At 40.8% G+C, this 24,040-nt stretch carries 25 protein-coding genes; 9 read left to right on the forward strand and 16 right to left on the reverse strand.

The features are described 5' to 3' along the window. Nucleotides 1–11: 11 nt before the first annotated feature. The 5 genes from folM to ycaO form a co-directional block, all read right to left on the reverse strand. Nucleotides 12–731 carry a dihydromonapterin reductase gene (gene folM / locus AC0VZ5_RS00415; RefSeq protein WP_475473708.1) on the reverse strand — a complete coding sequence of 240 codons (720 nt, stop codon included), beginning with the start codon at nucleotides 729–731 and terminating at the stop codon, nucleotides 12–14. 127 nt (nucleotides 732–858) lie between these two features. Next, nucleotides 859–1,695, reverse strand: a complete 837-nt coding sequence (gene nadE / locus AC0VZ5_RS00420) for an ammonia-dependent NAD(+) synthetase (RefSeq protein ID WP_138605451.1) — start codon at nucleotides 1,693–1,695, stop codon at nucleotides 859–861. A gap of 73 nt (nucleotides 1,696–1,768) precedes the next feature. Then, the gene (locus tag AC0VZ5_RS00425) at nucleotides 1,769–2,401 is read right to left on the reverse strand and encodes a YceH family protein (protein ID WP_198522066.1); all 633 of its coding nucleotides are present in this window, start codon (nucleotides 2,399–2,401) and stop codon (nucleotides 1,769–1,771) included. 41 nt (nucleotides 2,402–2,442) lie between these two features. Beyond that, a complete protein-coding gene (locus tag AC0VZ5_RS00430; protein WP_475473711.1) occupies nucleotides 2,443–5,781 on the reverse strand; it encodes an ATP-binding protein in 3,339 nt (1,112 codons plus the stop codon). 117 nt (nucleotides 5,782–5,898) lie between these two features. Beyond that, nucleotides 5,899–7,659: a 30S ribosomal protein S12 methylthiotransferase accessory factor YcaO gene (gene ycaO / locus AC0VZ5_RS00435; RefSeq protein ID WP_290170613.1), complete on the reverse strand. Its 1,761-nt coding sequence runs from the start codon at nucleotides 7,657–7,659 to the stop codon at nucleotides 5,899–5,901. Between the two features lie 156 nt (nucleotides 7,660–7,815). Between ycaO and AC0VZ5_RS00440 the strand changes: the two genes are divergently transcribed. The 4 genes from AC0VZ5_RS00440 to AC0VZ5_RS00455 all read left to right on the forward strand — a co-directional run bounded on the left by AC0VZ5_RS00440 (nucleotide 7,816) and on the right by AC0VZ5_RS00455 (nucleotide 12,966). Then, nucleotides 7,816–10,104, forward strand: coding sequence for a penicillin acylase family protein (locus AC0VZ5_RS00440; protein ID WP_475473714.1), 2,289 nt, complete (start codon nucleotides 7,816–7,818; stop codon nucleotides 10,102–10,104). Nucleotides 10,105–10,179: 75 nt separating this feature from the next. After that, nucleotides 10,180–11,028 carry an MBL fold metallo-hydrolase gene (locus tag AC0VZ5_RS00445; protein WP_008109010.1) on the forward strand — a complete coding sequence of 283 codons (849 nt, stop codon included), beginning with the start codon at nucleotides 10,180–10,182 and terminating at the stop codon, nucleotides 11,026–11,028. A gap of 88 nt (nucleotides 11,029–11,116) precedes the next feature. Continuing rightward, nucleotides 11,117–12,649: a bifunctional GNAT family N-acetyltransferase/carbon-nitrogen hydrolase family protein gene (locus AC0VZ5_RS00450; protein WP_076919942.1), complete on the forward strand. Its 1,533-nt coding sequence runs from the start codon at nucleotides 11,117–11,119 to the stop codon at nucleotides 12,647–12,649. Further along, on the forward strand, nucleotides 12,649–12,966 hold the full coding sequence (locus tag AC0VZ5_RS00455) for a DMT family transporter (RefSeq protein WP_475473717.1): 318 nt from the start codon (nucleotides 12,649–12,651) through the stop codon (nucleotides 12,964–12,966). The genes AC0VZ5_RS00450 and AC0VZ5_RS00455 overlap by 1 nt, the downstream gene beginning before the upstream one ends. Before the next feature lie 37 nt (nucleotides 12,967–13,003). On the opposite strand, the gene AC0VZ5_RS00460 is transcribed toward AC0VZ5_RS00455, so the two are convergent. Next, nucleotides 13,004–13,885: a multidrug transporter gene (locus AC0VZ5_RS00460; protein WP_475473719.1), complete on the reverse strand. Its 882-nt coding sequence runs from the start codon at nucleotides 13,883–13,885 to the stop codon at nucleotides 13,004–13,006. Between the two features lie 242 nt (nucleotides 13,886–14,127). Here AC0VZ5_RS00460 and AC0VZ5_RS00465 point away from each other — a divergent pair, with 242 nt between their 5' ends. Next, nucleotides 14,128–14,511 (forward strand): MAPEG family protein, encoded by a 384-nt coding sequence (locus AC0VZ5_RS00465; RefSeq protein WP_193050286.1) that lies wholly within the window; start codon nucleotides 14,128–14,130, stop codon nucleotides 14,509–14,511. A gap of 75 nt (nucleotides 14,512–14,586) precedes the next feature. Here the strand turns inward: AC0VZ5_RS00465 and AC0VZ5_RS00470 are convergent, their stop codons facing one another. The 3 genes from AC0VZ5_RS00470 to AC0VZ5_RS00480 form a co-directional block, all read right to left on the reverse strand. Further along, on the reverse strand, nucleotides 14,587–15,798 hold the full coding sequence (locus AC0VZ5_RS00470; RefSeq protein WP_475473721.1) for a M56 family metallopeptidase: 1,212 nt from the start codon (nucleotides 15,796–15,798) through the stop codon (nucleotides 14,587–14,589). Between the two features lie 9 nt (nucleotides 15,799–15,807). Next, a complete protein-coding gene (locus AC0VZ5_RS00475; RefSeq protein WP_008109021.1) occupies nucleotides 15,808–16,182 on the reverse strand; it encodes a BlaI/MecI/CopY family transcriptional regulator in 375 nt (124 codons plus the stop codon). Nucleotides 16,183–16,294: 112 nt separating this feature from the next. Further along, nucleotides 16,295–16,984 (reverse strand): pseudouridine synthase, encoded by a 690-nt coding sequence (locus AC0VZ5_RS00480; protein ID WP_475473724.1) that lies wholly within the window; start codon nucleotides 16,982–16,984, stop codon nucleotides 16,295–16,297. Nucleotides 16,985–17,075: 91 nt separating this feature from the next. On the opposite strand from AC0VZ5_RS00480, the gene AC0VZ5_RS00485 reads away from it, so the two are divergent. Together AC0VZ5_RS00485 and AC0VZ5_RS00490 are read left to right on the forward strand one after the other, a co-directional pair. Then, nucleotides 17,076–17,381, forward strand: coding sequence for a DUF6482 family protein (locus AC0VZ5_RS00485; RefSeq protein WP_008109023.1), 306 nt, complete (start codon nucleotides 17,076–17,078; stop codon nucleotides 17,379–17,381). Nucleotides 17,382–17,421: 40 nt separating this feature from the next. After that, nucleotides 17,422–17,841, forward strand: a complete 420-nt coding sequence (locus tag AC0VZ5_RS00490) for a GNAT family N-acetyltransferase (RefSeq protein WP_464710581.1) — start codon at nucleotides 17,422–17,424, stop codon at nucleotides 17,839–17,841. A gap of 38 nt (nucleotides 17,842–17,879) precedes the next feature. On the opposite strand, the gene AC0VZ5_RS00495 is transcribed toward AC0VZ5_RS00490, so the two are convergent. The 7 genes from AC0VZ5_RS00495 to lptM form a co-directional block, all read right to left on the reverse strand. Next, the gene (locus tag AC0VZ5_RS00495) at nucleotides 17,880–18,239 is read right to left on the reverse strand and encodes a HopJ type III effector protein (RefSeq protein WP_464710579.1); all 360 of its coding nucleotides are present in this window, start codon (nucleotides 18,237–18,239) and stop codon (nucleotides 17,880–17,882) included. 74 nt (nucleotides 18,240–18,313) lie between these two features. Beyond that, on the reverse strand, nucleotides 18,314–19,018 hold the full coding sequence (locus AC0VZ5_RS00500; protein ID WP_464710577.1) for an HAD-IA family hydrolase: 705 nt from the start codon (nucleotides 19,016–19,018) through the stop codon (nucleotides 18,314–18,316). A gap of 10 nt (nucleotides 19,019–19,028) precedes the next feature. Further along, nucleotides 19,029–19,973: a tyrosine recombinase XerC gene (locus AC0VZ5_RS00505; protein ID WP_198522079.1), complete on the reverse strand. Its 945-nt coding sequence runs from the start codon at nucleotides 19,971–19,973 to the stop codon at nucleotides 19,029–19,031. Next, nucleotides 19,970–20,581: a DUF484 family protein gene (locus tag AC0VZ5_RS00510; protein WP_010392634.1), complete on the reverse strand. Its 612-nt coding sequence runs from the start codon at nucleotides 20,579–20,581 to the stop codon at nucleotides 19,970–19,972. Before AC0VZ5_RS00510 ends, AC0VZ5_RS00505 begins: the two co-directional genes overlap by 4 nt. Continuing rightward, the gene (gene dapF / locus AC0VZ5_RS00515) at nucleotides 20,578–21,408 is read right to left on the reverse strand and encodes a diaminopimelate epimerase (RefSeq protein WP_008109029.1); all 831 of its coding nucleotides are present in this window, start codon (nucleotides 21,406–21,408) and stop codon (nucleotides 20,578–20,580) included. The genes AC0VZ5_RS00510 and dapF overlap by 4 nt, the downstream gene beginning before the upstream one ends. A 64-nt stretch (nucleotides 21,409–21,472) precedes the next feature. After that, the gene (lysA, locus tag AC0VZ5_RS00520) at nucleotides 21,473–22,726 is read right to left on the reverse strand and encodes a diaminopimelate decarboxylase (protein WP_475473729.1); all 1,254 of its coding nucleotides are present in this window, start codon (nucleotides 22,724–22,726) and stop codon (nucleotides 21,473–21,475) included. Beyond that, nucleotides 22,727–22,906 carry an LPS translocon maturation chaperone LptM gene (gene lptM, locus AC0VZ5_RS00525; RefSeq protein WP_413401066.1) on the reverse strand — a complete coding sequence of 60 codons (180 nt, stop codon included), beginning with the start codon at nucleotides 22,904–22,906 and terminating at the stop codon, nucleotides 22,727–22,729. A gap of 148 nt (nucleotides 22,907–23,054) precedes the next feature. On the opposite strand from lptM, the gene cyaY reads away from it, so the two are divergent. Continuing rightward, nucleotides 23,055–23,378 (forward strand): iron donor protein CyaY, encoded by a 324-nt coding sequence (gene cyaY, locus AC0VZ5_RS00530; protein WP_138605435.1) that lies wholly within the window; start codon nucleotides 23,055–23,057, stop codon nucleotides 23,376–23,378. Continuing rightward, nucleotides 23,375–24,031, forward strand: a complete 657-nt coding sequence (locus AC0VZ5_RS00535; RefSeq protein ID WP_198523767.1) for an alpha/beta hydrolase — start codon at nucleotides 23,375–23,377, stop codon at nucleotides 24,029–24,031. Before cyaY ends, AC0VZ5_RS00535 begins: the two co-directional genes overlap by 4 nt. The last annotated feature ends 9 nt before the right edge of the window (nucleotides 24,032–24,040 follow it).

A 24,040-nucleotide genomic window follows, 5' to 3' on the forward strand; every position in this document is an offset into this window, starting at 1 on the left:
ATTTAGATGACTTACTTAAGATGGCGACCACCATCAACAGGTAAAGCACGGCCTGTGATGTAGTGGCTGTTTAGTAGTAGGTCGATGCTATTGATAATTTCTTGGCATCCAGGTTCGATACCCATTAATGATTTTTTTAAAGTTTTAGCGCGATACTGCTCATCATCATGTTGATTAAAAATAATTAATGATGGTGCGACTGAATTCACTTTAATATTCGGTGCATATTTAGCACTAAATGATTTGGTTAAGTTATCCAAGGCGGCTTTGCTGGCCGCATAGGCTAAGTGTTTTGGGCTGCCAGTTTCCACTACGTAATCAGTTAGATGAATAATGTCAGCGGGCTTAGCGTGAGACGCCTGATAATTTAATAGTAAATCTGCACAGCGTAAGTTTACCAAGTACGGTGTTTTTGCATGAATGCGCATCATATTGTCAAACAGCTGCTCAAACTGAGGGTTGTTAGCTTCACAGTCCCAGCTTGATGCATTATGAATTATCGCGCTTAGTGAGTCAGTCTGTGCTTTAAGTAATGTAATAAAAGTATTAATACCCTCATCAGAACTAAAGTCAGCATAAAGACAAGTGGCCCCTTGTTGTTCTAGCAAATCTACCGCTTTATGGCGGGTACGATAAGTAATAATGACCGCTTGCCCTTGGGCTATAAAATGCTGTGCAAGCGCAAGTCCAATACGTTGTCCTGCACCAGTAATCAAAATAGGGGGGGTCATAAAATATAAAACTCTCTGTTGGCAAGCGTTAAGGTTAACCGTTAAAATTTAAGCCACTTATTTTCACGCCATTTTTTACGTAAAATATAAGCGGCTCGATCAGTTAAATCACACTTATAATATTGATTTAAAAAGCATCGTATATTGTTGGAATAGGCTGGCGCTTATGTTGCGTGCGTTGGTAAATTGCAATCAGTGTTTGTTCCACATGCTCGGAGACTGGTTTACCTTCTAAAAAGTCATCAATTTCTTCATAGCTTAAGCCTAATGCTTCCTCGTCAGTCAAACCTGGTCTATCACTTTCTAAATCCGCAGTAGGTGCTTTTTCAACTAACAAAGCAGGTGCACCTAATGCTGTTGCCAATGCTCTAACCTGACGTTTAGATAGACCAAACAAAGGGGCTAAGTCGCAGGCGCCATCGCCAAACTTAGTATAAAAACCGGTAATGTTTTCGGCGCTATGGTCGGTACCTACAACGAGCCCTTGGCAAAACCCAGCAATTTCATATTGTGCAACCATGCGTTGGCGTGCTTTCACATTGCCTTTAATAAAGTCTATTTTTTCTTGTGTTGGCAATGGCTGATTATTACCAGCTAAAGTTGCCATTGTTTGCTCGTGCAGTGCGTCGGTTGCAGGCTGAATATTAACGGTCATACGGGTGCTGGGCTTAATAAAATCAACCGCCATTTGTGCTTCGCTTTCATCTGCTTGCACTCCATACGGTAAGCGCACCGCAATAAATTGATACTGTGTATCTTGGTGTTCTTGATTAAGCTCATTAACAGCAAGTTGGCATAATCGGCCACAGGTTGATGAGTCTACACCGCCACTAATACCTAGTACCAGTGAAGTTGAGTATGCAGCTTTTAAACGTGCTTTAATAAAATTTACTCGGCGTTTAATTTCAGCGTTAACATCAATACTAGGCTGAACCTTCATTTCAGCCATAATTTCGGCGCGCATGGCCCGCTCCTTAAAGTTAAAAAGTTTTAATGCTCAAAAAAGAATAGCTATTATGTGATTTCAAATTACACAATTAAAGTCCTATATACTCTTTTATTTGTTTAAGTTGAGCTTTTAGCTCGTTAATTTCAGCGAGTATCTCATTGAGCTCTTGGTTTTTTAACTCGTCTGTAATGGTTTGTGTTGCTGTTGGCTCATCGTTTTCTGCAGAAGGTGCTGTAAATAAGTGGATATAACGGCTATCACGCTTACCAGGCTCACGGGGCAGCTTTTTAACATGGCCATTTTCAATCAATTGTTCAAGCGATGTTTCAACGTCGTCAACATTGGTAAAGTCAGCTAAGCGAGCACAACGGGTTTTTAATTCACCGGGTGTTTGAGCTCCCCGCAATAATAATAAACATATAATGGCGCGTTGTTGTGCGTTAAATTGTAAGTGACTAAATTGTGTATTACAAAAGCGATGGTCGTATTTAGATACACGTCCACTGAGACCTTCATCTTCTGTTACCAAGCGTAAGTCGATTAATTCGGCAATGGTAGCCTGAACTTGCTGTTGGCTTAATTCGAGCACAGGAGCGCGATTTGATTTTTGATTACAAGCATTCGTTAAGGCATTTAATGATAGTGGGTAATGTTCAGGCGTTGTTGTTTGCTTTTCCAATAAACAGCCAATAACTCTTTGTTGTTCAACTGATAACTGCATAATATCCCTTACTTCATCGATTCTATTTTAAGCTTACACTGTTATTTAGCGCTAAGCCATTGTTGCAATTTAGCATGCATAGCAGGGCCATCGAGAGGTTTACTTAAATAGTCGTTCATACCGGCATTTAAACATTTGTCTTTATCTCCGCGCATTGCATTAGCCGTTAGTGCAATAATGGGGATGGTTTGATTCTCTTGACCCGCAAGGCCCTCTCTAATAGCCATGGTAGCTTGGTATCCATCCATAATAGGCATTTGGCAATCCATTAAAATAAGTTGATAAGTGTTTGCGGTTGCTCGGTTTAATTTGGTTAGGGCGTCTTTGCCATCTTCTGCAATATCAAAGGTAAGCTCAGCTTGTTTTAATAATGCACATGCAACCACTTGGTTTACTTTGTTATCTTCTACAAGCAACACATGGCCTTTCGCTTTTTTTTGTTTATTAATCGCTGGAGGCAGCGCTAACTCTTTAGGTTGTGCTGCCAATGTACTTTTTACCAGCGTGTTATATAAATCAATAGCAGTGAGAGGTTTAAAAATTAAGGCTGCTTCATTGTTTCCATAAAATAAATTGCTTTTTGAATAGCTCATTGGGGCCATAATCAAAATATGGCTTTTCACTAAAAAATGTTTCAACTTTTCAGCCAAAGGGTGTGCTACAGGCTCCAAAAAGCTTGTGTCAATAATTGCTACATCCGGTGGCGTTTGTTGATGATTACTTATATAAGTTTCAACCTCTTCATAATCACATACTGCACTGACATCTGCGCCCCATAGCATTAATTGCTTCTCGATGATGGTGGCATTCATCTCGCTATTATCAACAATGAGTATTCGCTTTGCTTGTATATGTTGACAATCTAAATCAAATGCTTGGTCTATCACTGAGGTAATGCTGACTGAAAAAGTAAAGGTACTGCCTTCATTAGGTGAGCTATTTACACTTACCTCGCCTCCCATGAGTTCGCACAGCTGCTTAACTATTGCCAACCCTAAACCTGTACCGCCATATTGGCGGGTTGTTGATGCATCAGCTTGAGTAAAAGAATCAAATAACTGTTTTTGCTTCTCTAAACTAATACCAATGCCGGTATCAATAATCGCACATTCTAAAGTCGTATCATCGAGAGTTTTTTCAATGGTAGCGGTTACCAGTACTTGTCCGTTATGAGTAAATTTTACGGCATTGGCAATCAAGTTATTTAAAATTTGTCGTAATCTATTTGGATCACACACAATCTCACTGGTGCTTACATGCGTAGAATCTAAAATTAATTGGGTGTTATTGCTTTCGGCCTTGAGCGCAAACGACTCAATAATCTCGCCTAGTAATTGTGGTAGATTAAATTGAATGCTTTCTATGTCTAACTTACCAGCCTCTATTTTAGAAAAGTCTAAAATATCATTAATAATCCCTAATAAAGACTCTGCTGACGATTGGGCAAGCTTTATATGATGACGTTGTTGCTGATCAAGTGAGGTCGCCTGAATGATATTAAGCATACCTAACACTCCATTCATCGGGGTGCGAATTTCATGACTCATGCTAGCTAAAAATTCACTTTTAGCGATCACCGCCTGTTCAGCGGCTTCTTTTGCCATGACTAGTTCAGCTTCGGTTTCTATGCGTTGTTCACTAGAGTGAAGACTTCCTATTAGCGCGCCGATAGCAATTAAAAAACCTTCTTCGTTTTGCGTCCATGATCTAACCGTTGCTTGCTCTGCGCATACAACACCAATAGAGCCGCTGCCTGCGGGGATCATAACACATAACATTGCTTTAATAGGTGATGGCTCGAGGTAGCTTTTTGCTATGGGTGCGAGACAAGCTTGTTGCTGTGCGTCTTGAGCGCTAAAAACGGCTTTGTTTTCTAGGGTGGTAAAAAAGTCAGGGATGTCGTGCTGGCGCCAAGGCGTATTATTATCACTGTTATTTTGGCTATAACTCGCAATGGGACTAAGTTGAGTTTTGTATTTATCAAACAAGCGAATGCTTACTGTATTCACTTTAAGTGCACGACACACCGCACGAGTAATAAGCTCTTTTGATTCGCTTAATTTACCTTTTAATATGTGGTCGCTAATAGTTAACGACGCTAAGGTTTCATTAAAACGAGCTATTTTTTGATCTTCTATTGCTACCTTTTTACGGGCATCAATATTTTGTAGTGAGCCGAATATTCTGTTACAACGCCCATTTTTATGCTCGGCTTCACCATGTATGAGTGCCCAAATCACTTCGCCGTTGGCATTAATAACTTCCAGTTCGGCCTCGTAGCTTTCACCATATTTAACCGCCCTGGAAATTAGTTCAGCCGCCTTATCTCTGCTTTTACCCTCTTTAAAGTAATATAAATCGGATGACCATTTAGGTTGCTCATCTAAAGGGTATTCAAATATCTTTTTGGTCATGTCTGACCAAAATACCTGCTTTTTTTCTAAATTAAATGACCATGCGCCCACTTGCGCTAGGTTACTCATTACCTCGAGCATTTTTTCGTTTTCGTGTTCTCTATTGAGCATTTTTAAAAACAATAAAAACGCAAAAATAAGCAAACTCAAAATAACAATAATAACGATACGTAACGGCCAGATAGACGACGATGCCGGTTGCCAGCCTGTTTTTGGCACTACATAGAGCTGCCAAGCTCCGCCTTGAAAGTTTAGGTTAAACTCAAGCGGGTTTTGGCTGGTAATTTCAGGGTCACCAAAGAAAAACTCACCTTGTTTACCTAAGCCATTGCGTCCTTGAATAGCAACGGTGTATTTCTTTTGTAATTCGAAAATTCCAGCGTTGTTATAGACTTTTTCTATATCGAGTACCACAGAAAGCAGCCCCCAAAAAGAGTGGTCTTCAGGTAAATAAACTGGCACTCGTGCAATCAAAGCTTCACTGCCTTGAACTAACGTGAGCGGTCCAGCCATTACAATAGTATTAGTGTCGCGTGCTTTAATAGCATCATCGCGTTGCGCTTTATTTTCTAAAAAATTGAGTCCAATGGCTTTTTCATTCCCTTTAAGCGGGTAGGTCATTGTAATGACCATATTAGGTGCAGCACCAATATTACGTAGTTCGTTCGAGGTATTAAACAGTGGAGCGGCAATTTGCCCAAAACGTGTTTGGCTTAAATTAGGCTCGGCAGCAACGGCTACAGCCAAGCCTCGTATTAACTGAATATTAGATACCAAAATAGCTTCAAGCTGAGCTCTGTAGGTACTTACTTGAGAAAGTACTTGTAAACGGTAAGCATCTTTTGCCCGATTATAATTAAGCCGTTCAAGCACTAAGCTTGTTATTGCAATTAAAGTGATTGCAAATAAAAAGGTAAGCTTAAAATTATAAATGGATGTGCGTTTACTTTTGCGCTGTTGCCACATAAGGTGTAATTAAATTGTTAATATAGAAAGCTTAACTATAGCTAACTAACACTAGAAACAAAAATGGCGCAGTTAAATATGCGCCATTTTCTTTTTAACTATAAACACGTTTAGATATTATGAATCACTAACTTCGCGTGCCCAATGATGCTGTTTCGCAACATGTAACTTGCGGTAGCCATCCAATAATGCGGCGTGCTTTTTAAAGCCTTCAAGCGATAAACCTGGGAAAGTTAAGCCGTTAAAGCGTGTACGACCTTCTGCAATCTCAATTGCAAGGGTTACATTATTAGCGCCAAACATCAGTCCTAAGGCGTCTTGGTAACTTGTATATTCACGTTCGTCATCGTATTTAATTTCTAAAATAGCTTTTAAACAACGGAAATGACGCATCGCGTCTTCATTAACTTGGCCGGTATGTAAAATCCAGTCAACCCAATCAATCGCTTCTTCGCTGCCTGCGGCTAAGCATAAGTGTGCTTTCAGTTCACCAATACGTAGAGTATGCCAAGGCGTATCGGCATCGGTTGCTAAGCCAATGAATTCAGCAGCGCGAATAATATCGCTATGACCAGCTTCTTCTAGGTTTTCGTAAATTTCCATCAGTTGCTCAGTGTCATATTGATCAAGTGATAAGAAAGTTTCGCGGAATTTAGCGCCTTCGTTGTTATTACGCCAAATAAGCTCATCTACCGGATAAATATCAGACATACCAGGCACTAAAATACGACATGCATACACATTTAAGTGGGTGTAATCCATGATGTAGATATCATGGCCCATGCTGTGAATTAAATCAGTACAGAAGTTATATTCTTGCTCAGTTGAACCACTAAAGTCCCAATGTACAAATTCAAAGTCTGCTTCAGAACGGAAAAAGTCATGAGAAATTAAACCGCTTGAATCAATAAAGTGCAGTTCAATGTTTTCAGGTGTGGCTACTTCGTCGTTGTCAAAAGTGGCAGGTTGAAATACGTCTAGTTGATCTAGGCGACGACCTTGCAGTAATTCGGTAACGGTTCGCTCTAGCGCCACTTCAAATGAAGGATGAGCACCAAAAGAGGCAAATACAGAGCCATCCACTGGGTTGATTAGCGTAACACTCATTACAGGGTATTTACCGCCAAGTGAGGCATCTGCAATACGTAAATGGAAGCCATGGCTACGCAATTCTTCACAGGCTTCATGAATTTTAGGGTATTGTTTTACCACATCTTCAGGCACGATTGGTAAGCTAATACCTTCAGCAATAATGCGATTTTTAATGGCGCGTTCAAATACCTCCGATAACCCCTGTACACGGGCTTCAAATTTAGTATTACCAGCACTCATACCATTAGAAACAAAAATATTACCAATCACGTTCACCGGAATATAAATATCTTGGCCGTCGCGCTGGCGGGTATAAGGCACAGTACAAATACCACGCTCAAAATTACCAGAATTAAAGTCATAAAGGTGTGAGGCAGTTAATTCACGCTCAGGGTCGAAGTAATCCCATAAGCTTTCATCCATAATCCCTTGTGGTACTTCATCTTCTGCTACTTTAAACCACTTTTCGTTCGGGTAATGAGTAAAGTCACCATTGGCAAATTCTTCACCTAAGTAAAAATCAGCAAAAAAATAGTTACAGCTTAAACGCTCAAAATATTCACCTAGCGCAGAAGCGATAGAGGCTTTATCAGTAGCACCTTTACCGTTAGTAAACATCACACCACAGTCGCTATCTTTTATATGAACTGAATAACAGTTTGCTACAGGGTTAAGCCATAGCGCTTCTTCAATATTAATATTTAGCGCTTTTAGCTTGTTTTGCATGGTAGAGATAGACGATTCTAAATCGCGGTCTTTACCTTTAATAAATGTTTTTTCAGTCATTTTGATCTCAACTAGGTCTGCACAATACATGAACTGTGTATTATCGTGGATTTTGATGTTTATTTCACCCTTTACCCGCTTTTCGTAGCGTTTTTAATAGAACGATTATGAATATATGCTAATAATAGTTTATTGAAAAAGTTGAAGGGTATGTTTATGTTTAAAGTAATCAAACGGTTGCTATTAATTGTTGTGGTTTTAGCGCTTGGGGGGACCGCCATTGTATACGGCGTGTTGACTCTAAGTTTACCTACCCTTGATGGTAAAGGCCGAAGCGATGCGGTAACGCAGCCAGTTAAAGTTGCTCGAGATACGCTTGGCCAAGCTGTTATTACTGCAGCTACTCGCCACGATGCTGCTTATGGCTTGGGTTATGCCCACGGGCAAGATCGCTTTTTTCAAATGGATTTACTTAGACGTAATGCCGCAGGTGAGCTCAGTGAGCTATTTGGTAAAGCCGCGCTCGCTCTTGATAAAAAAATGCGCTTTCATCAATTACGTAAACGCAGCCAAGCGATTTTAAAAACTCTCCCTGAAGCCGATAAGCAACTACTAAAAAGCTATGCACAAGGGGTAAACGAAGGACTTGCGCAAGTAGGGTACCCAAGTTTTGAATACCTACTTACAGGAGCTGAGCAACAACCATGGCAAAGCGAAGATAGTCTGTTAGTTATTTTTAGCATGTATTTAGATTTACAAACCGCTACCTTTGAGCGCGACCAAGCTTTAATTCAAATACAACAGCAATACGGTGCAAAAATGGTTGAATTTTTAACCCAACCAAGCCAATACCAAGCAGCATTAGATGGCAGTATTTTAACACCTTATTCTCAAACTATACCTCAGTTACCAACGCAGCCATTAGCGGCGATTAAAAGCATTACTGCTAATTTAGAAGTAGGCAGTAATAACTGGGCAGTGACCGCAGATTTAACTAATACGCAAGCTGCGATGCTTTCAGATGATATGCACTTATCAATGGCGGTGCCGGTTATTTGGTATCGAGCGCAGCTTAATTACACTCATAACAATCAAGCTTATCAGGTAACCGGTGTTTCGTTACCAGGGGCGCCTGCCATTGTGGTTGGCAGTAATAATAAAATTGCATGGGGATTTACTAATGGCTATATAGATACAGCCGACTGGATTGCATTAACTGATAGCAGTAAAACATGGCAAGTAAATGAAGTGATTACCTTGGATAATGGCAACGATGAAATCTATCCTTTAACGCTAAGTGAGTATGGCCCTGTTAAATACATTAACAATCAGCCTTATGCCTTAAGTTGGGCTGCGCATCAGCCGTATGCCGTTGATATGCAATTGTTACAGCTTGAGCAGGCTGAAACAGTGGATGATGCCCTTAATATAGCAAGTAACGTGGGCATTCCGGTACAAAACTTAATGGTGGTCGATAGTCAAGGCAGTGCAGCTTGGAAACACATGGGTGGTATTCCTGCGCGAACAGCACCTAGTGAATTTGCCATTAATGAAAATGAATATTCAGCAACTTGGCAGCAAAATGAAGTTATTCGCCCGTTTGTTAAAAACCCTGAGAGTGGGCGCTTGTGGACAGGGAATTCGCGAGTGGTCTCTGCTGAGGATAATGCACGTTTTGGTAATGGCGGCTATGCCCTAGGTGCTCGTGCGACGCAAATACGCGATCGGTTGTTTGAAAAACAGCAGTTTAACGAAGGCGACTTTTACCAATTACAGTTAGACAATCAAGCGCGTTTTTTAACTCCTTGGCATAGCTTATTACTTGAGCAGTTAAAACAGCAGCCAGAACACAATGCAGATTATATCAATGCACTGGATAACTGGCAGCAATGCGCCTGCTCAACCTCCGTTGGTTATACTTTAGTTAAGACGTATCGTGATGAACTAATAAATATTTTATTTAGTAGTATTGAAGCCAGTCTCAATCAGCAGGATGGTACATTAAGTTATGTAAAACGCGATTTAGAGCCCGCTGTTTGGCAATTAATAAAAGCGCAGCCAGCAAGTTGGGTTAACCCGCAATTTACGAATTGGGAGCAGCAATTACAGGCAGCTTTTGAGCAAACTCTCGCGCAGTTAACAGCAAAATTTGGTAATAACATTCAAAACTGGCAATGGGGTAAAGTAAACGAATTAGCGATTGAACACCCATTTGCTAAACAAATACCTCTATTGAGTAAGCTACTAAATATGCCTACCGCTCCAGGCTTTGGTGATAGCTATATGCCTGCCGTACAAAAAACCAGTTTTGGCGCATCGCAGCGATTTATTGCCCAGCCTGGATATTTAGAAAGTGCCATTTTAACAGTGCCTGGAGGGCAATCAGGGCACCCACTTTCTGAATTTTATCGAGCTGGTTTTGATGAATATGTAGAAGGAAAGCACACCCCATTGTTACCGCAAACATTCATGCATCAAATTGAAATAGTGCCTATCAACGACTAGCTTTGGATGCAGAGTGAGCTAAATAAGTTGCTATCACGTTTTATAACCATGATTATTAATTATAGGGTTACAACAATGAAAAAATTACTACCGGCATTAATAACGACTTTACTACTGAGCAACTACGCGGCAGCGGATGACAACCCAGTTTCAGCTAAGCAACTGAGCGAGCATGTATACGTCCTATACGGACAAGGTGGCAACATTGCAGCCAGCGTAGGGGATGATGGCATATATATCATTGATGATCAGTTTGCCAAACTCTCAGATGATATTAAAAAAACCATTAGCGACTTAAAGCCAGGCAGTGCAGAGTTTGTAATTAACACTCATCATCATGGCGATCACACCGGTGGTAACGAAAACTTTGCTAAAGCCGGAGCCCATGTTATTGCCCACAATAATGTACATAAACGCCTAAAAGAAAAACATGGCGAAGGGTCGGATTACCTACCACGAATTAGTTTTGGTCATGATTTAACACTGCACTTTAATAATGAGCAAGCGCATGTTGTGCATTATCAACATGCCCATACCGATGGCGATGCGGTGATTTTTTTCAATAATGATAATATTGTGCACATGGGCGATATTTACTTTAACTTTGGCAGCCTGCCGTTTGTTGATGTAGACAGTGGGGGGAGCGTTGATGGTGTTTTAGCGGCGGTTGATGATGTGATTAATCAGATTGATGATAAAACCCAAGTTATTCCAGGTCATGGCCCGCTAAGTGACCGTTCAGGACTGATCACGTATCGTAAGCTGGTGCAAAAAGCGAAAGATGTTATGCTAAAAGCAATGCAAAATGACGCCAGTTTAGAGCAGGTACTTAAAGCAGATCCATTGTCAGAACTTGGCCTTGAATATGCTAATTGGTTACCTAAAGAGCGGGTAACCACACTTTTTTATCGCAGTTTAAAGTAGCGCAAAGCGCGAATAAAAACGCATAAACCTAATAAAGCTGAGCATGTGTTCAGCTTTTTTGATTCTTACATGCCCCAAGGAGTTGCGTATGTCGGCAGAAAAAACCCATCTTGAAATTTGTAACTTAACCCGAGAACAATACCCACAAATTAAAACCTTGATGGACGAAGCTTACCCCGACCTAGGCGGAGCATGGCCAAGCCATACTATTTTTAGACTCATCGATCAGTTCCCTGAAGGGCAAATAGGTATTGTGGATGACGGCGTGCTGGTGGGTTTAGCGCTGAGTGTACAGGTAGATTATGCGCGTTTTTCAAACCCGCATACCTATGAAGATATTGCCGATGGCCACGACCGTGTATTTAGCGATACCACAGGGGATGCTTTATACGGCTTGGATGTTGCCATTAGTGAGCAATACCGAGGCATGCGTTTAGGGCGTCGTTTATATGATGCGCGAAAAGAATTGTGCCGTCAGTATAATTTACGCGCTATTTTGGCGGGTGGGCGTATTCCACGTTATTACAATCACAGCAGTGAAATGACCCCGATGGAATACATTGCTAAGGTCGATCAAAAAGAGCTGTATGACCCCATACTCAGTTTTCAATTAGCCAATGACTTTCAGGTTAAACGATTATTGAAAAAATACTTACCTGAAGATCAGGAGTCGGTCGGTTATGCCACATTACTTGAGTGGAATAACATTATGTATGAGCCAACCGACACCGTTATTGAGTCAACTAAATCAATCGTGCGGGTAGGGGCTGTGCAGTGGCAAATGCGCTGCGTTGAATCGGTTGAAGAAATGCTTAAGCAAGTTGAATACTTTGTTGATACGGTATCTGATTACAAAAGCGATTTTATTTTATTCCCTGAGTTTTTTAATGCGCCACTGATGGGATTAACCGAGCAAAGTAATCAAACCGAGGCAATTCGTTATTTAGCCGAATACACAGAGACCTTTAAAAACGCCATGTCGCGTATGGCGATAGAATACAACGCCAACATTATTACCGGCTCAATGCCGCTTGCCGAAGACGATAAAATATATAACGTTAGTTATTTATGCCATCGCAGCGGTAAAATAGACGAGCAACGTAAAATTCATATCACCCCGCATGAACAAAACGATTGGGTGATCCAAGGCGGTGATAAAATTGCTGTATTTGATACAGATGCAGGCCGTGTAGGTATTCAAATTTGTTACGATGTCGAATTTCCTGAGTTGTCACGTATTTTGGCCACCCAAGGTTTGGATATTTTATTTGTGCCATTTTGGACTGACACTAAAAATAGTTACTTGCGTGTACGCCATTGTGCCCAAGCACGTGCCATTGAAAACGAATGTTATGTGGTTATTGCAGGCTCTGTGGGTAACTTACCTGAAGTAGAAAGCTTAGATGTGCAGTTTTCACAGTCGGCGGTACTAACCCCATCGGACTTTTCATTTCCACATGATGCCACACTAAATGAAGCCACCACCAATACAGAAATGTTATTATTTAGCGACTTAGATATGGATAAGTTAAAAATTCTTCACAGTGAAGGGACAGTGCGTAATTTAAAAGACCGCCGTCACGACTTGTATGAAGTGATATTGAAAAAGAGAGATGTTTAATGGCGTGGATGTATTTAATTATTGCTGGGTTACTTGAAATTGGTTGGCCAATAGGGTTAAAAATTTCTCAAACTCCTGAAACTCGTTGGCAAGGCATCGCGATTGCCATTGGGTTTATGGTCGCGAGCGGCTTTATGTTGTGGTTAGCGCAAAAGCAAATATCTATGGGCACGTCGTATGCAGTATGGACGGGTATTGGTGCTGCTGGTACGTTTTTAGTGGGTATATTATTTTACGGTGATGCCGCCACGTTTGGCCGTATTGCTGGTGTGTTAATGATTATTTGCGGTGTGATCACCCTAAAAATTAGTCATTAGTTATTAAAAACGAGCGCAGGTTGATACCTGCGTTTTTTTAGCTGCTCGGCAGCATTACCAATATCGCAGCCACTGCAATCAATAATAGCCCAGCGCTATCTTGGCGTTTTAGCGGTTGTTTTAACCATAAAACAGCAATCAACATCGTAAAAAATACTTCTATCTGGCCGAGCGTTTTTACATAGGCAACATGTTGCAAGCTCATTGCGCTAAACCAACCTATTGATCCCAAGCAACTAAATATACTCACCGTACAAGTCATGCCCTTATGTTGAAACATAGTTTTAAACGTATCGCGTTCCTTTAAGGCAATATAAATACACAACATTAGTGTTTGTAAACTAATAACAAGCAATAAAACCCATGCAGGCGCATACGGAAAAGCAATCCCCGAATTTAAACTGGCTTCTCTGATCCATGACGATGACAACGCAAACGAAGTGCCGCAGGCAAGTCCTGTTAATGCTGTTTTTAAGCTAAAGTGTTTCACATTGGCGATACCACTTAATAGCAATACCGCAATTGCACCAATAAACACGCCAAGCCAACCAAGTAATGAAAGCGTTGAGCCAAAAAATAGCAACCCGAGTATGGCCGCCATAAGCGCTTCACTTTTAGCTAGGCCGGCGCCTACAGCAAAATTATTCATTTTAAATAATTTAACCATGAGCCCCGTAGCAATAATTTGCACTATGCTGGCACCAATAATGTAGCCAATAAATAAAGGGTTAAATGAAGGAAAGGGAGCATCTTGGTAATAATAAAGCGCATATAAATACAGCCCAGCAATAGGGCTTGCCACAATAAAGCGGGCTAATGTAACGCCAGCAATGCTCACATGAGTGCTTAATTTACTTTGCAGAGCATTGCGCCATGACTGCATAAATGCAGCAAAAATAGTCAGTAAAATCCAAATCATCTTAAACAACATACAATAAGCGGAGGGGTAATTTAGCAGTACTGTGACATGAAAGCGACCATCAAAAAAGCATAATGAATATTCATCACCTGCGACAATTTGCCACAGTGACGCACTGCTTAAATCGGCTATAGTGTCTGGGATGTTACTGCTAGCCGCCAGAACTCAGGTTATTTATATTTGGCGGCTTTTTTTTATTTGCTGTGTTATTTTGAGTTATAAATAATAACTTGAGAATGATAATGACGACTTTATTGGTTTGCGCCTTAATTGCAGTGATCATGCCTTATGTTGCAAGGATCCCAGCTATTATAGAAATGAATAAGCTCGGTGGTTACGATAATAAACATCCGCGCCAGCAACAAACGCAACTTACAGGGCTCGGAGCAAGGGCGTTGGCCGCACATCAAAATTGTTTTGAGTCGCTAGCGGTATTTGCCGTTGCTTTGGCTGTCGTATTAGGCACCAATAATATCAATGCCGTAACCGAAACTTTAGCGATGACGCATATTGTAGCGCGTATTTTATTTTGTGTTTTTTATTACTTAAACCTCGATATTATTCGATCGTTCACTTGGCTGGTGGGAATAGGGACCGCTATTGGCATGATCGCTGTCAGTTTGTAACGTGAATAAGTAAAAACCACAAAGCAAGCAGCCTAAAAGGGTGCTTGCTTTATAGTCTTAAATAACTCAATAGCACTAATGCGATACTTTAATTCGCTCTATCAAATCGGTATTTGCAACCTCGCTGTTTATGGCAAAATCTAGCTGTACGAGTACATCGTTAAAGCCTGCTTTTGACGTTTTATACTCCCACTTTGACAAGGCTTCTTTAGCTGATTTATCAAAAACATCTGAAGGCTGTGACTGAAGTACATTAATATTTTTTGTTTTACCATTGGCAGTAATATCGTATTTTAACACCACAGATCCACTAATGCCTTGCTTAGCTGCTTGGGCTGGATAAAGCGGCTCAATGCGAATTACAGGTGAAATATGCTCTGTTTTAGTTGCCTCAATCTGTGGTTGTTTTGCAATTGCTAACCCACTGAGCAAACTCGCAGCTATGAGTAACAAGCTCCCTTTTGCTAGGCGTGAATGTGCGCCATTATGTTTGATATTAGTAAGTCGTTGTAACATGGTTTTTTTATCTCCGTAGTGTGAATAAGCCATCAGACCCGCTGGTGCATTTGCAGCGCAGTTTACTAAGGCTTTGCTGTATAAAATCTGTTGCTGTGTGGTTTTATTACTTAGTACCTGTTCATCACAAGTCAGCTCTTGTAAGCGGCGAATGCTTGCGTATGCCATCCAAGCTAAAGGGTTAAACCACATTAAAATTGTAGCCAGTAATAGCAGCGCATTTGTTAGGTTATCTTTGCGTTTTATATGCACATTTTCGTGCTCTAAAATAAGCGCCAATGTAGCTTTATCAAACAGAGTATTGTAGTTGTGTGGTAAAACTAGCTTGCTATTTAGTACCCCAATTACCATAGGTGTTGCAACTTGATGGCTAGTAAAGGTTTTTACCCCTGAGTTTATTTCTGCTTGTAAATTTGTTACTTCACAAAGCTGTAGGTTGCTTACAAATCGGCGATGAATAATCCAAGTGGCGAATAAAAGCAGTGCCGTAATAACTACATAAAATAGCGCCCAGTTAATACTAATAGTGCTTATTAATGGTTGATTCAAAGTAATGATGTAATGACTAATAGGACTGTTTTGTAATGGCCTAATTGCATTGGGTAAATTAGCGATAAGCAGCGAGGCTGGTATTAACCACACTAATTTATAAATAAGCTGCGAACCAATTGCTTTTAAGCCAAAGCGCTCAAGTAAAACAAATCCTGCAAACAACAGACTCAATAATAGCTGTTGCTCTATTAGCCAATTAAAGCTTGTTTGAATAACCATGAGAATCCCTTACTTTTGGTTTTTTTCCCAGTCATCTATGACTTTTTTAAGCTCGTTTATATCTTGTTGAGAGAGTTTTTCTGATTTTGCAAAACCACTTACCAACGGAGCTATACGGCCACTAAAAAAGCGCTCAATAAAGTTTTGGCTTTCTTTTAAGGTGTAATCAGCACGCTCTATACAGGGGGTGTAAATATATTGGCGGCCTTCTTTTTCGAAGCTAAGCGCTCCTTTTTTAACTAATCGACCTAGTAAGGTTTTAATAGTTTTTTCGTGCCATTGTTTATCATCACTCAAGCGCTCAATAATTTGGCTGGCATTAGCGGGGTAGCTAATCCATAGCGCATCGAGTACTTCAAATTCTGCTTTTGATAATTCGATCATTTTATTGCCTACAAGTGTAATCTTTAATTTAAGACTACACTTGTAATCTATTTTTGCAAGTTTATTTTATATTTTTTAATCGCATTAAAGTGAGGGGGAGAGCGTGAGCTTGTTAGCCTAAAATGTCGCTTTTATTAATTTTTATAAACTGGTTTTCAGGTAAATTTAAATGGTCTAACAGTAATTCACTTATTTGTACGCGGTATAAATCAATCACTTTGTAACCACAGTAATGCGCCATTTTACGAATTTGTCGATTTAGTCCTTGTTTTAAAATAATACTAAACTGATTGTCAGTGATTTTAGTTACCTCACATGGCAAGGTCATTTGCTTGTCGACAGGGACGCCTGCAGCCATTTTTTCGCAAAAATCCGCATCTAAAGTTTTATTGACGGTTACTAAATAGCGCTTAGGTTGATGAAAGTCAGGGTGGATAAGCTGATTACAAAATCCCCCATCATTGGTCAAAATAATTAATCCGCGCGAGTCTTTATCTAGGCGGCCAATAGGGTAAACACGGGTAAGTTGCGGCAAATGATGAATAAGGCTACTTGGGTCGTGTTGATTGAGTTTACAGTCAATCCCTACTGGTTTGTGGTAGGCAAAGTAGACTAAATCGGCAGGGCCTTTAAGGGCGTGACCATTAACGATAACACTGTCGTTTTCGTCCACATGATCGATATGATTAGCTTGGCGATTATTAACGATGACAACGCCTTCATCAATTAAGCGCGACGCTTGTTTGCGAGAGCATACGCCGGCATGCGCTATGTACTTTGCGAGTCGAATTTTTGTATCCATGATAGCGCGTAATTAAAAAAATCTGATCGCGATTATAGCAAAGCTGCGTATTGATTACTTGGACAGTTAATTTAACAGTAGGTAGGTTAATATGGGTATTCAATTTTCAGAATTAAAAAAGCATCAGCCATTACAAAAAGTGGTGGTTCATTCACTGGAAATGGCCTTGTATCAAGTGTCTGTTGTCATTAATAATGTTGAATACTATGTACAAGAAAGTGATGGTGAATTTGTAAAGGCAGTTAGCCCATTACATATTCAAAAACGATTTGAAGACATTGCTTATGCGCAAATGATGCTCAGGCATACCAGCGCTTATGATGAAATGTGTGGTCAGCCGGAAAAAATTTCTAGCAATATGCTGGAAGTTCCCTTTGGACAAAATAACCTGTTTTAACATCAGGTATTTGCTAAAATAGGCTTATTTGGAACGGCCAATGTACCTATTGCATGCTGATAATACTGAGCAATTAAACCAAGCACTGCGTGTTAATATGCTTGAGTTTAATGCTCAACATTTCGACGCAGAGCGCCAAGCTCTCGGCTATAAATATCTCGATAAACAGAATGAATTAGTTGCCGGTATAAGTGGTCATGTATTTGGCAATTGGCTGCTAATAAGTTGGTTGTGGTGTGCTGAATCGGCACGAGGCAATGGCTTGGCTGAGTCGTTACTAACATCACTTGAAAATGCAGCAATTGAAATGGGTGCCGTTCAGGCTCAGCTTGACACCTTAGATTTTCAAGCCAAACCTTTCTATGAAAAGCGTGGCTATCAGGTTAAGTATCAACTAAATAATTATCCGCTCAGCGGTACACGTTACTTTATGGAAAAGCCGCTGGTAGCGGCTAAATAATACTAGGGTCTAATCCACAAAGGTCAACAGACCCTATGTTATTCTTTTGTGGTTAAAGGCGTGCCATTAAAGCTAATGCCTAAAAACGGTGTTGCTTCTGGTGCTAACATAAACGTACGAATATTCATGTGATCATCGGCATTTGGGTTGTCTAGTACATCTTCACGGTAAAATTTACCAAAACAATCTAAGGTATTTTGTTTACTAAGACCGTTGAGCTTAGCAAATGCAAAAATTTTGCACGAACCGTTATTTTCACTGGCAGAGCTTAATAACCCATGGTTACTGAAGCTGCATGCTGTGAAAATATAGTGCTCATCAATAACGGCCATAGTATCAGCAAAGCTAATACTTTTTGGCTCATCTGCGAGCGTTGTTAAATAATCTGTGAGCGTCATACGCTGTCCTTGTTATTATAATATGTCGTTAATTAACTAACTCTAACTTATATTATTAGTAAAACAAGCATAGGTTATATTAAATGGGTTAACGCATGAATGTTGGTTATTTCAATATCAGCCAGCCCTTTGTAGGCATAAGTTTGTGCTTGATTATTCAGCCATACAGACTGACAGCCAGCGTTGTTAGCACCTTGCACATCGCTATCAAGGCTATCACCTATGTGCAAAATATCGCTGTTTTTGATACGTAAATGTGTTGCGGCTTGATCAAATAATGTTGTGTGTGGTTTGGCTTTACCATGGAAGCCAGCTTGTAACACCAGTTCAAACTTACCTTTTAAATTAAATCGATCAACCTCGACATTACCGTTAGTAATGGCAATCAATTTGTAGTGTTGACTTAGTTTATCAAGCAATATTAGTACGTCTTCACTCACCGTAATATTGCTTCGCTCATCTGCAAATGCTTGATACGCCTTATTTGCATGATGCTCTATTTCATCACCTTTAAAACCTAATTCAGACAATACTAAGCGCAAGGTATGCTTACGCCATTGTGTGACGTCATCAATCAGCTCTGGCTGCTGTAGTGCTGCGAGTTCACGGCATTGCTGCCAAAACTGTGGTCCTTGTTTTTTGTAGCCTGGTAGCGCATTTAAATAATCAATTTGCGCCTGAACGGCTGCGGTTATGATAGGGCGGTTATCGTACAAGGTGTCGTCTAAGTCAAAACTTAGCACAGAAAAAGGAGAAATTGCGCGATTAAATCGGATCATAGTTGCTGCTCTAATCGGTTCTTTTTTTAGCTCGTGGGTGGGTGTTATCGTACACCTTAGCTAAGTGCTGAAAATCTAAATGAGTATAAACTTGGGTTGCAGATAAACTACTGTGGCCTAATAATTCTTGCACTGCTCGTAAATCCCCAGACGACTCTAAAATATGCGACGCAAATGAGTGGCGTAATTTATGTGGATGAACTTGCGAGCTAATACCTTGCTTAATCCCCCATTCTTGCATGCGCAAACGAACTTGGCGTACAGAAATACGATTTTTTTTGCTACTTAAAAATACCGCATGTTCATCTGAGCCCATAAATAGTGGGCGAACTGCTAGCCAATTGTTTAACGCCTCAAGTGCTTTAGAGCCAACCGGTATTAGGCGTTCTTTTGCGCCTTTGCCTCGCACTAATATTTCACCGCTACGAGTGTTTATATCTTGCATGTTAGCGCCAACTAACTCGCTAATGCGTAAACCTGATGAATACATCAGTTCCATCATCGCTTTATCACGCATGGCGAGTGGATCATCATCGGGTATTTCGAGTAAACGAGCCATTTGGTCAACATCAAGGTTTTTAGGTAAAGGTCGCGCAAATTTAGGGCCTTTTATACCCTGTGCCGGATTATGGTAATGCGCTTGCTCAGTAATATTTTTTGCTTTTAAAAATTTATACAAACTACGTATACAGCTTAATTTTAAGCTGATTGTTCTGCCACTTAATTGTTTTGCCCGCAGTGCCATACTGTAACGACGAATATGCTCACTTTGTACCGCAAACCAATTGTCGCACAGTTTATTAAAATACAAGGCGGCAAAGCCTAATTGGCTGACATACTGATTAACCGTGTGCGCCGAATACTGGCGTTCAAATTTTAAGTAATCACTAAATAATGTAATGGGTGTACGCCAGCTATCGCTTAAGTCGCTTATATTTGGCGCGTTATCGCTCATGCCAGTTCCAGTAACCGTATTTGCAATGAGCGCACAAAATCTAATACAAATAAGTTATCTTGTGAGGGCTCAAAGTGGTTTTCATCGTGGCTGCCAAAAGCCAAAATTGCGTAGGGGTTACTCGGCTCACCAATTAAATAAAGTGCGGTCGATTGGGTATCATTGTTGAAGAGTAAGTCGCGTTCTTGCTGATTTACACGGCCTAAATAATGATTACTATCTGACAGTCTATGCTTTACTAACTCTTCAAAGGCATTATCGTATCTAACGAGTTTGCATTCATTAATAGTCGGGCTCATACAAATAATATTGCGTAAGTTACTGGCCAGTGTATTAAAGTCGTAATTACTCCACAGCTGTCGGTGACATTGGCTAAATAAACGATAAACCAGTTCATTCTGGGTCGCATTTTTGCTCATGCTGTCTATTTGATTTTTTAGCTGTGTATTGTGCTCGCGTAATTGGCGCTGCTGAATATGCACTAATGAAGTAGCACCCTGTACTTGCTGTTGTAACTCAAGTTGCGCTAACAGCTTAGGTTGCTCAATTAAAAAATCAGGATGCTGTTGTAAGTAATCTATTACTTGCTGTTTAGTTAATTCACTCATAGTGCAACTTGCCCATCAAATACATGTTCAGCGGGACCTGTCATACGCACTGGATGGCCCTCGCCACTCCAGCGCACTTGTAAGCTACCGCCGGGTAAATCAACTTGTACTGTACTGGTGAGCTTATTTTGGATAAAACCAATCACCATGGCAGCACACGCGCCGGTACCGCAAGCAAGTGTTTCGCTTACACCACGCTCCCATACTCTGAGTTTAATGTGCTCTTGAGAGATAACCTGCATAAAGCCAATGTTCGCGCGTTGTGGAAAACGCTCATGGTTTTCAAGCAACGGGCCTAGGGTATCCACTTGGGCTGTTTCTATATCGTCTACTTCCATTACGCAATGAGGGTTACCCATAGATACGGCACCACTAAAAACGGTATGCTCTTCTGCGCGAATAATATAAGTCAGCTCACGTTTGGTTGCTTTGAGTGGAATTTTATTTGGCTCAAAATTAGGGTGACCCATATTAACGGTTACTTGACCGTCTTTTTCAATATACAGGGTGAGATTACCAGACTTAGTCGACACGCTGATTTTATGTTTATTGGTTAAGCCTTTCATGCGTACAAAGCGGGCAAAGCAGCGCGCACCGTTACCACATTGTTCTACTTCGTGGCCGTCAGCGTTAAAAATACGATAGTGAAAATCGAGATCGGGTGAGTAAGGGGCTTCAACCATCAGTAGTTGATCAAACCCAATGCCGAAATGGCGATCGGCCAGCTTTTTGATTTGATCACGAGATAAAAAAACGTTTTGTGTAATGTTATCAATCACAACAAAGTCGTTACCTAAGCCGTGCATTTTGGAAAAATTAACTAACATAGCGCTCTAATTCGGTTTTGCTCTGTGCTAATCATGCCACAGAGCAGCTAGTTGGCAAAAACGTTTATGGTAAAACTTTCTCACCTTGGTATAAGCTTTCGATAGTTTCGCGTTCGCGAATAAGGTGATGTTGCTCACCATCGACCATTACTTCGGCAACTCGTGGACGTGAGTTATAATTTGAGCTCATTGTAAAACCATAGGCTCCAGCGCTTCGCTGTACTAACAAATCACCTTGTTTGAGTGCCAGTGGTCGGTCTTTACCTAAAAAGTCACCGGTTTCACACACCGGCCCAACCACGTCATAGTTGTGTGTAGGTGTTTCGTCATCACGCACTGATACAGGAATAATTTTTTGCCATGCTTGATACAGTGATGGGCGTAACATGTCGTTCATACCCGCATCTACAATCGCAAAATACTTGTCTTGATTTTGCTTAATAAACTCAACTTGTGTAACTAAAATACCCGCGTTTGCGGCAATGGCTCGCCCGGGCTCAAAAATCAGTTCTAGGTGACGGTAATTTGCAAGGCGCTGCGTTACTTGTGCTGCATATTCACTTGGGTGTGGAGGTTGTTCGTCGTCGTAGGTTACTCCAAGGCCTCCACCTATATCTAAATGGCTTAGCTCAATACCTGCATTTTTTAATTCATCAATTAATGCCAGTAGTTTATCAAGCGCCTCTAAAAACGGTTTGGTTTGTGTAAGCTGTGAGCCAATATGGCAATCTACGCCAACAATCGTTAAGCCAGGTAATGATGCCGCATGTTGATACACACTTAATGCAGACTCGATTCCAATACCAAACTTATTTTCTTTAAGTCCAGTAGAAATATACGGATGTGTTTTGGCATCAATATCGGGATTAACACGAATAGAAATTGGCGCGTCTAAATTAAGCTCGCAGGCCACTTCAGAAATACGCTCAAGCTCTGAAATTGACTCAACATTAAAACATTTAATGCCTAACTCTAACGCATAAGCAATTTCGTCAGCCGTTTTAGCAACCCCAGAAAATACCACTTTGTTAGCAGCACCTCCGGCTTTGATCACCCGTGCTAATTCGCCTTTTGAGACAATATCAAAACCCGCACCAAGTCGTGCCAATATATTTAACACCGCAATATTTGAATTTGCTTTAACGGCATAACACACTAGGCTTTTGTGATCTTTAGTCGCATTAGCAAACGCTAAATAATGGCGTTCAAACGTGGCTCTTGAATACACATAACATGGCGTGCCATAGTGCTGTGCAATGGTTGCTACGCTGACATCTTCAGCAAATAGTTGATTGTTTTTATAATTAAAAAAATCCATTTACTGCTCCTGTTGTTGCTCGACGGGTGTTTGTTTATTAGGTATGTCAGTTGGCTGGTTTTGCTCAGCAGGCTGCTCGGGTAAGTACAGCGGGCCGCTTTGGCCACAGCCAGCTAATGCACACAACAATACGGTGCTGATTAATAGTTGTTTTAATTGTAAGGTATATGTCGCTTTCATTAGATTAATACGGTTGCTGGCTTTATAATCGCAGAGTAACAGAATATCTAAAAAATGCAGCTATTCGCGGATGATTTTATTCCTGTTACACTAGCTCTATAAACATGCACCCATTATTTAGGCGCCTCGCCTGCAAAGGAAATTAACGATGACTGATCACGAATATCACCAGTTAGCAGAAGCTCTTATGTTCACTATTGAAGAACAAGTTGATGATTGTGAAGCAGATTTAGATTATGAATCGGCTCAAGGTATTTTAGAAATTATTTTTCCAGATCGCAGTAAGATTGTGATTAATAAGCAAGCCCCTTTGCACCAAGTATGGGTAGCAACAAAATTCAATGGCCATCATTTTGAAATGCGTGATGGTCAATGGATTGATAACCGCTCGGGTGCAGAGTTTTGGAGCTTCATTAACGAAGCGTCTACACGCCAAGCGGGTCAAGAAATTCAATGGCAATCAACACTATGAGTTTAGGGTTTGTAGAATACCCAGCGCAAAGCACCCATAAAGCCACGGTTATCTGGCTGCATGGCTTAGGTGATTCAGGTGATGGTTTTGCACCAGTAGCCCCGCAGCTCGATTTACCTACTGAGTTAGGGGTGCGTTTTGTTTTTCCTCATGCGCCTATGCAGGCTGTCACTATTAACGGTGGTATGCAAATGCGCTCATGGTACGACATTAAATCTATGGATTTAGATAAACGTGCTGATGAGCAAGGGGTTAGAGAATCAGCAGCCAAAGTTGAGCAACTCATTACACAAGAAATTGCTAACGGCATACCTGCGAGTAAAATTATTTTAGCGGGCTTTTCGCAAGGTGGCGTTGTATCGCTGCATTTAGCACCGCGTTTAGAACAAAAGCTGGCTGGTGTAATGGCGCTGTCAACCTACATGTGTGTGCCACATAAATTGGCAGATGAAGCAAAACAAACACAGTTAAATATATTTATGGCTCATGGTAGCCAAGATGACGTTGTACCGCATAGCGCGGGTAGAAGTGCGTTCGAAGTATTATCAACGCATAACATGGATGTAAGTTGGCAAGAATACCCAATGGGGCATCAGGTTTGTACACAAGAGTTACAAGCTGTGCGCCAATGGTTAATTTCTCGCTTAAGTTAGTTTAGGAGC

It is taken from the genome of Pseudoalteromonas sp. QJM3NY_12 (genome assembly GCF_056173165.1).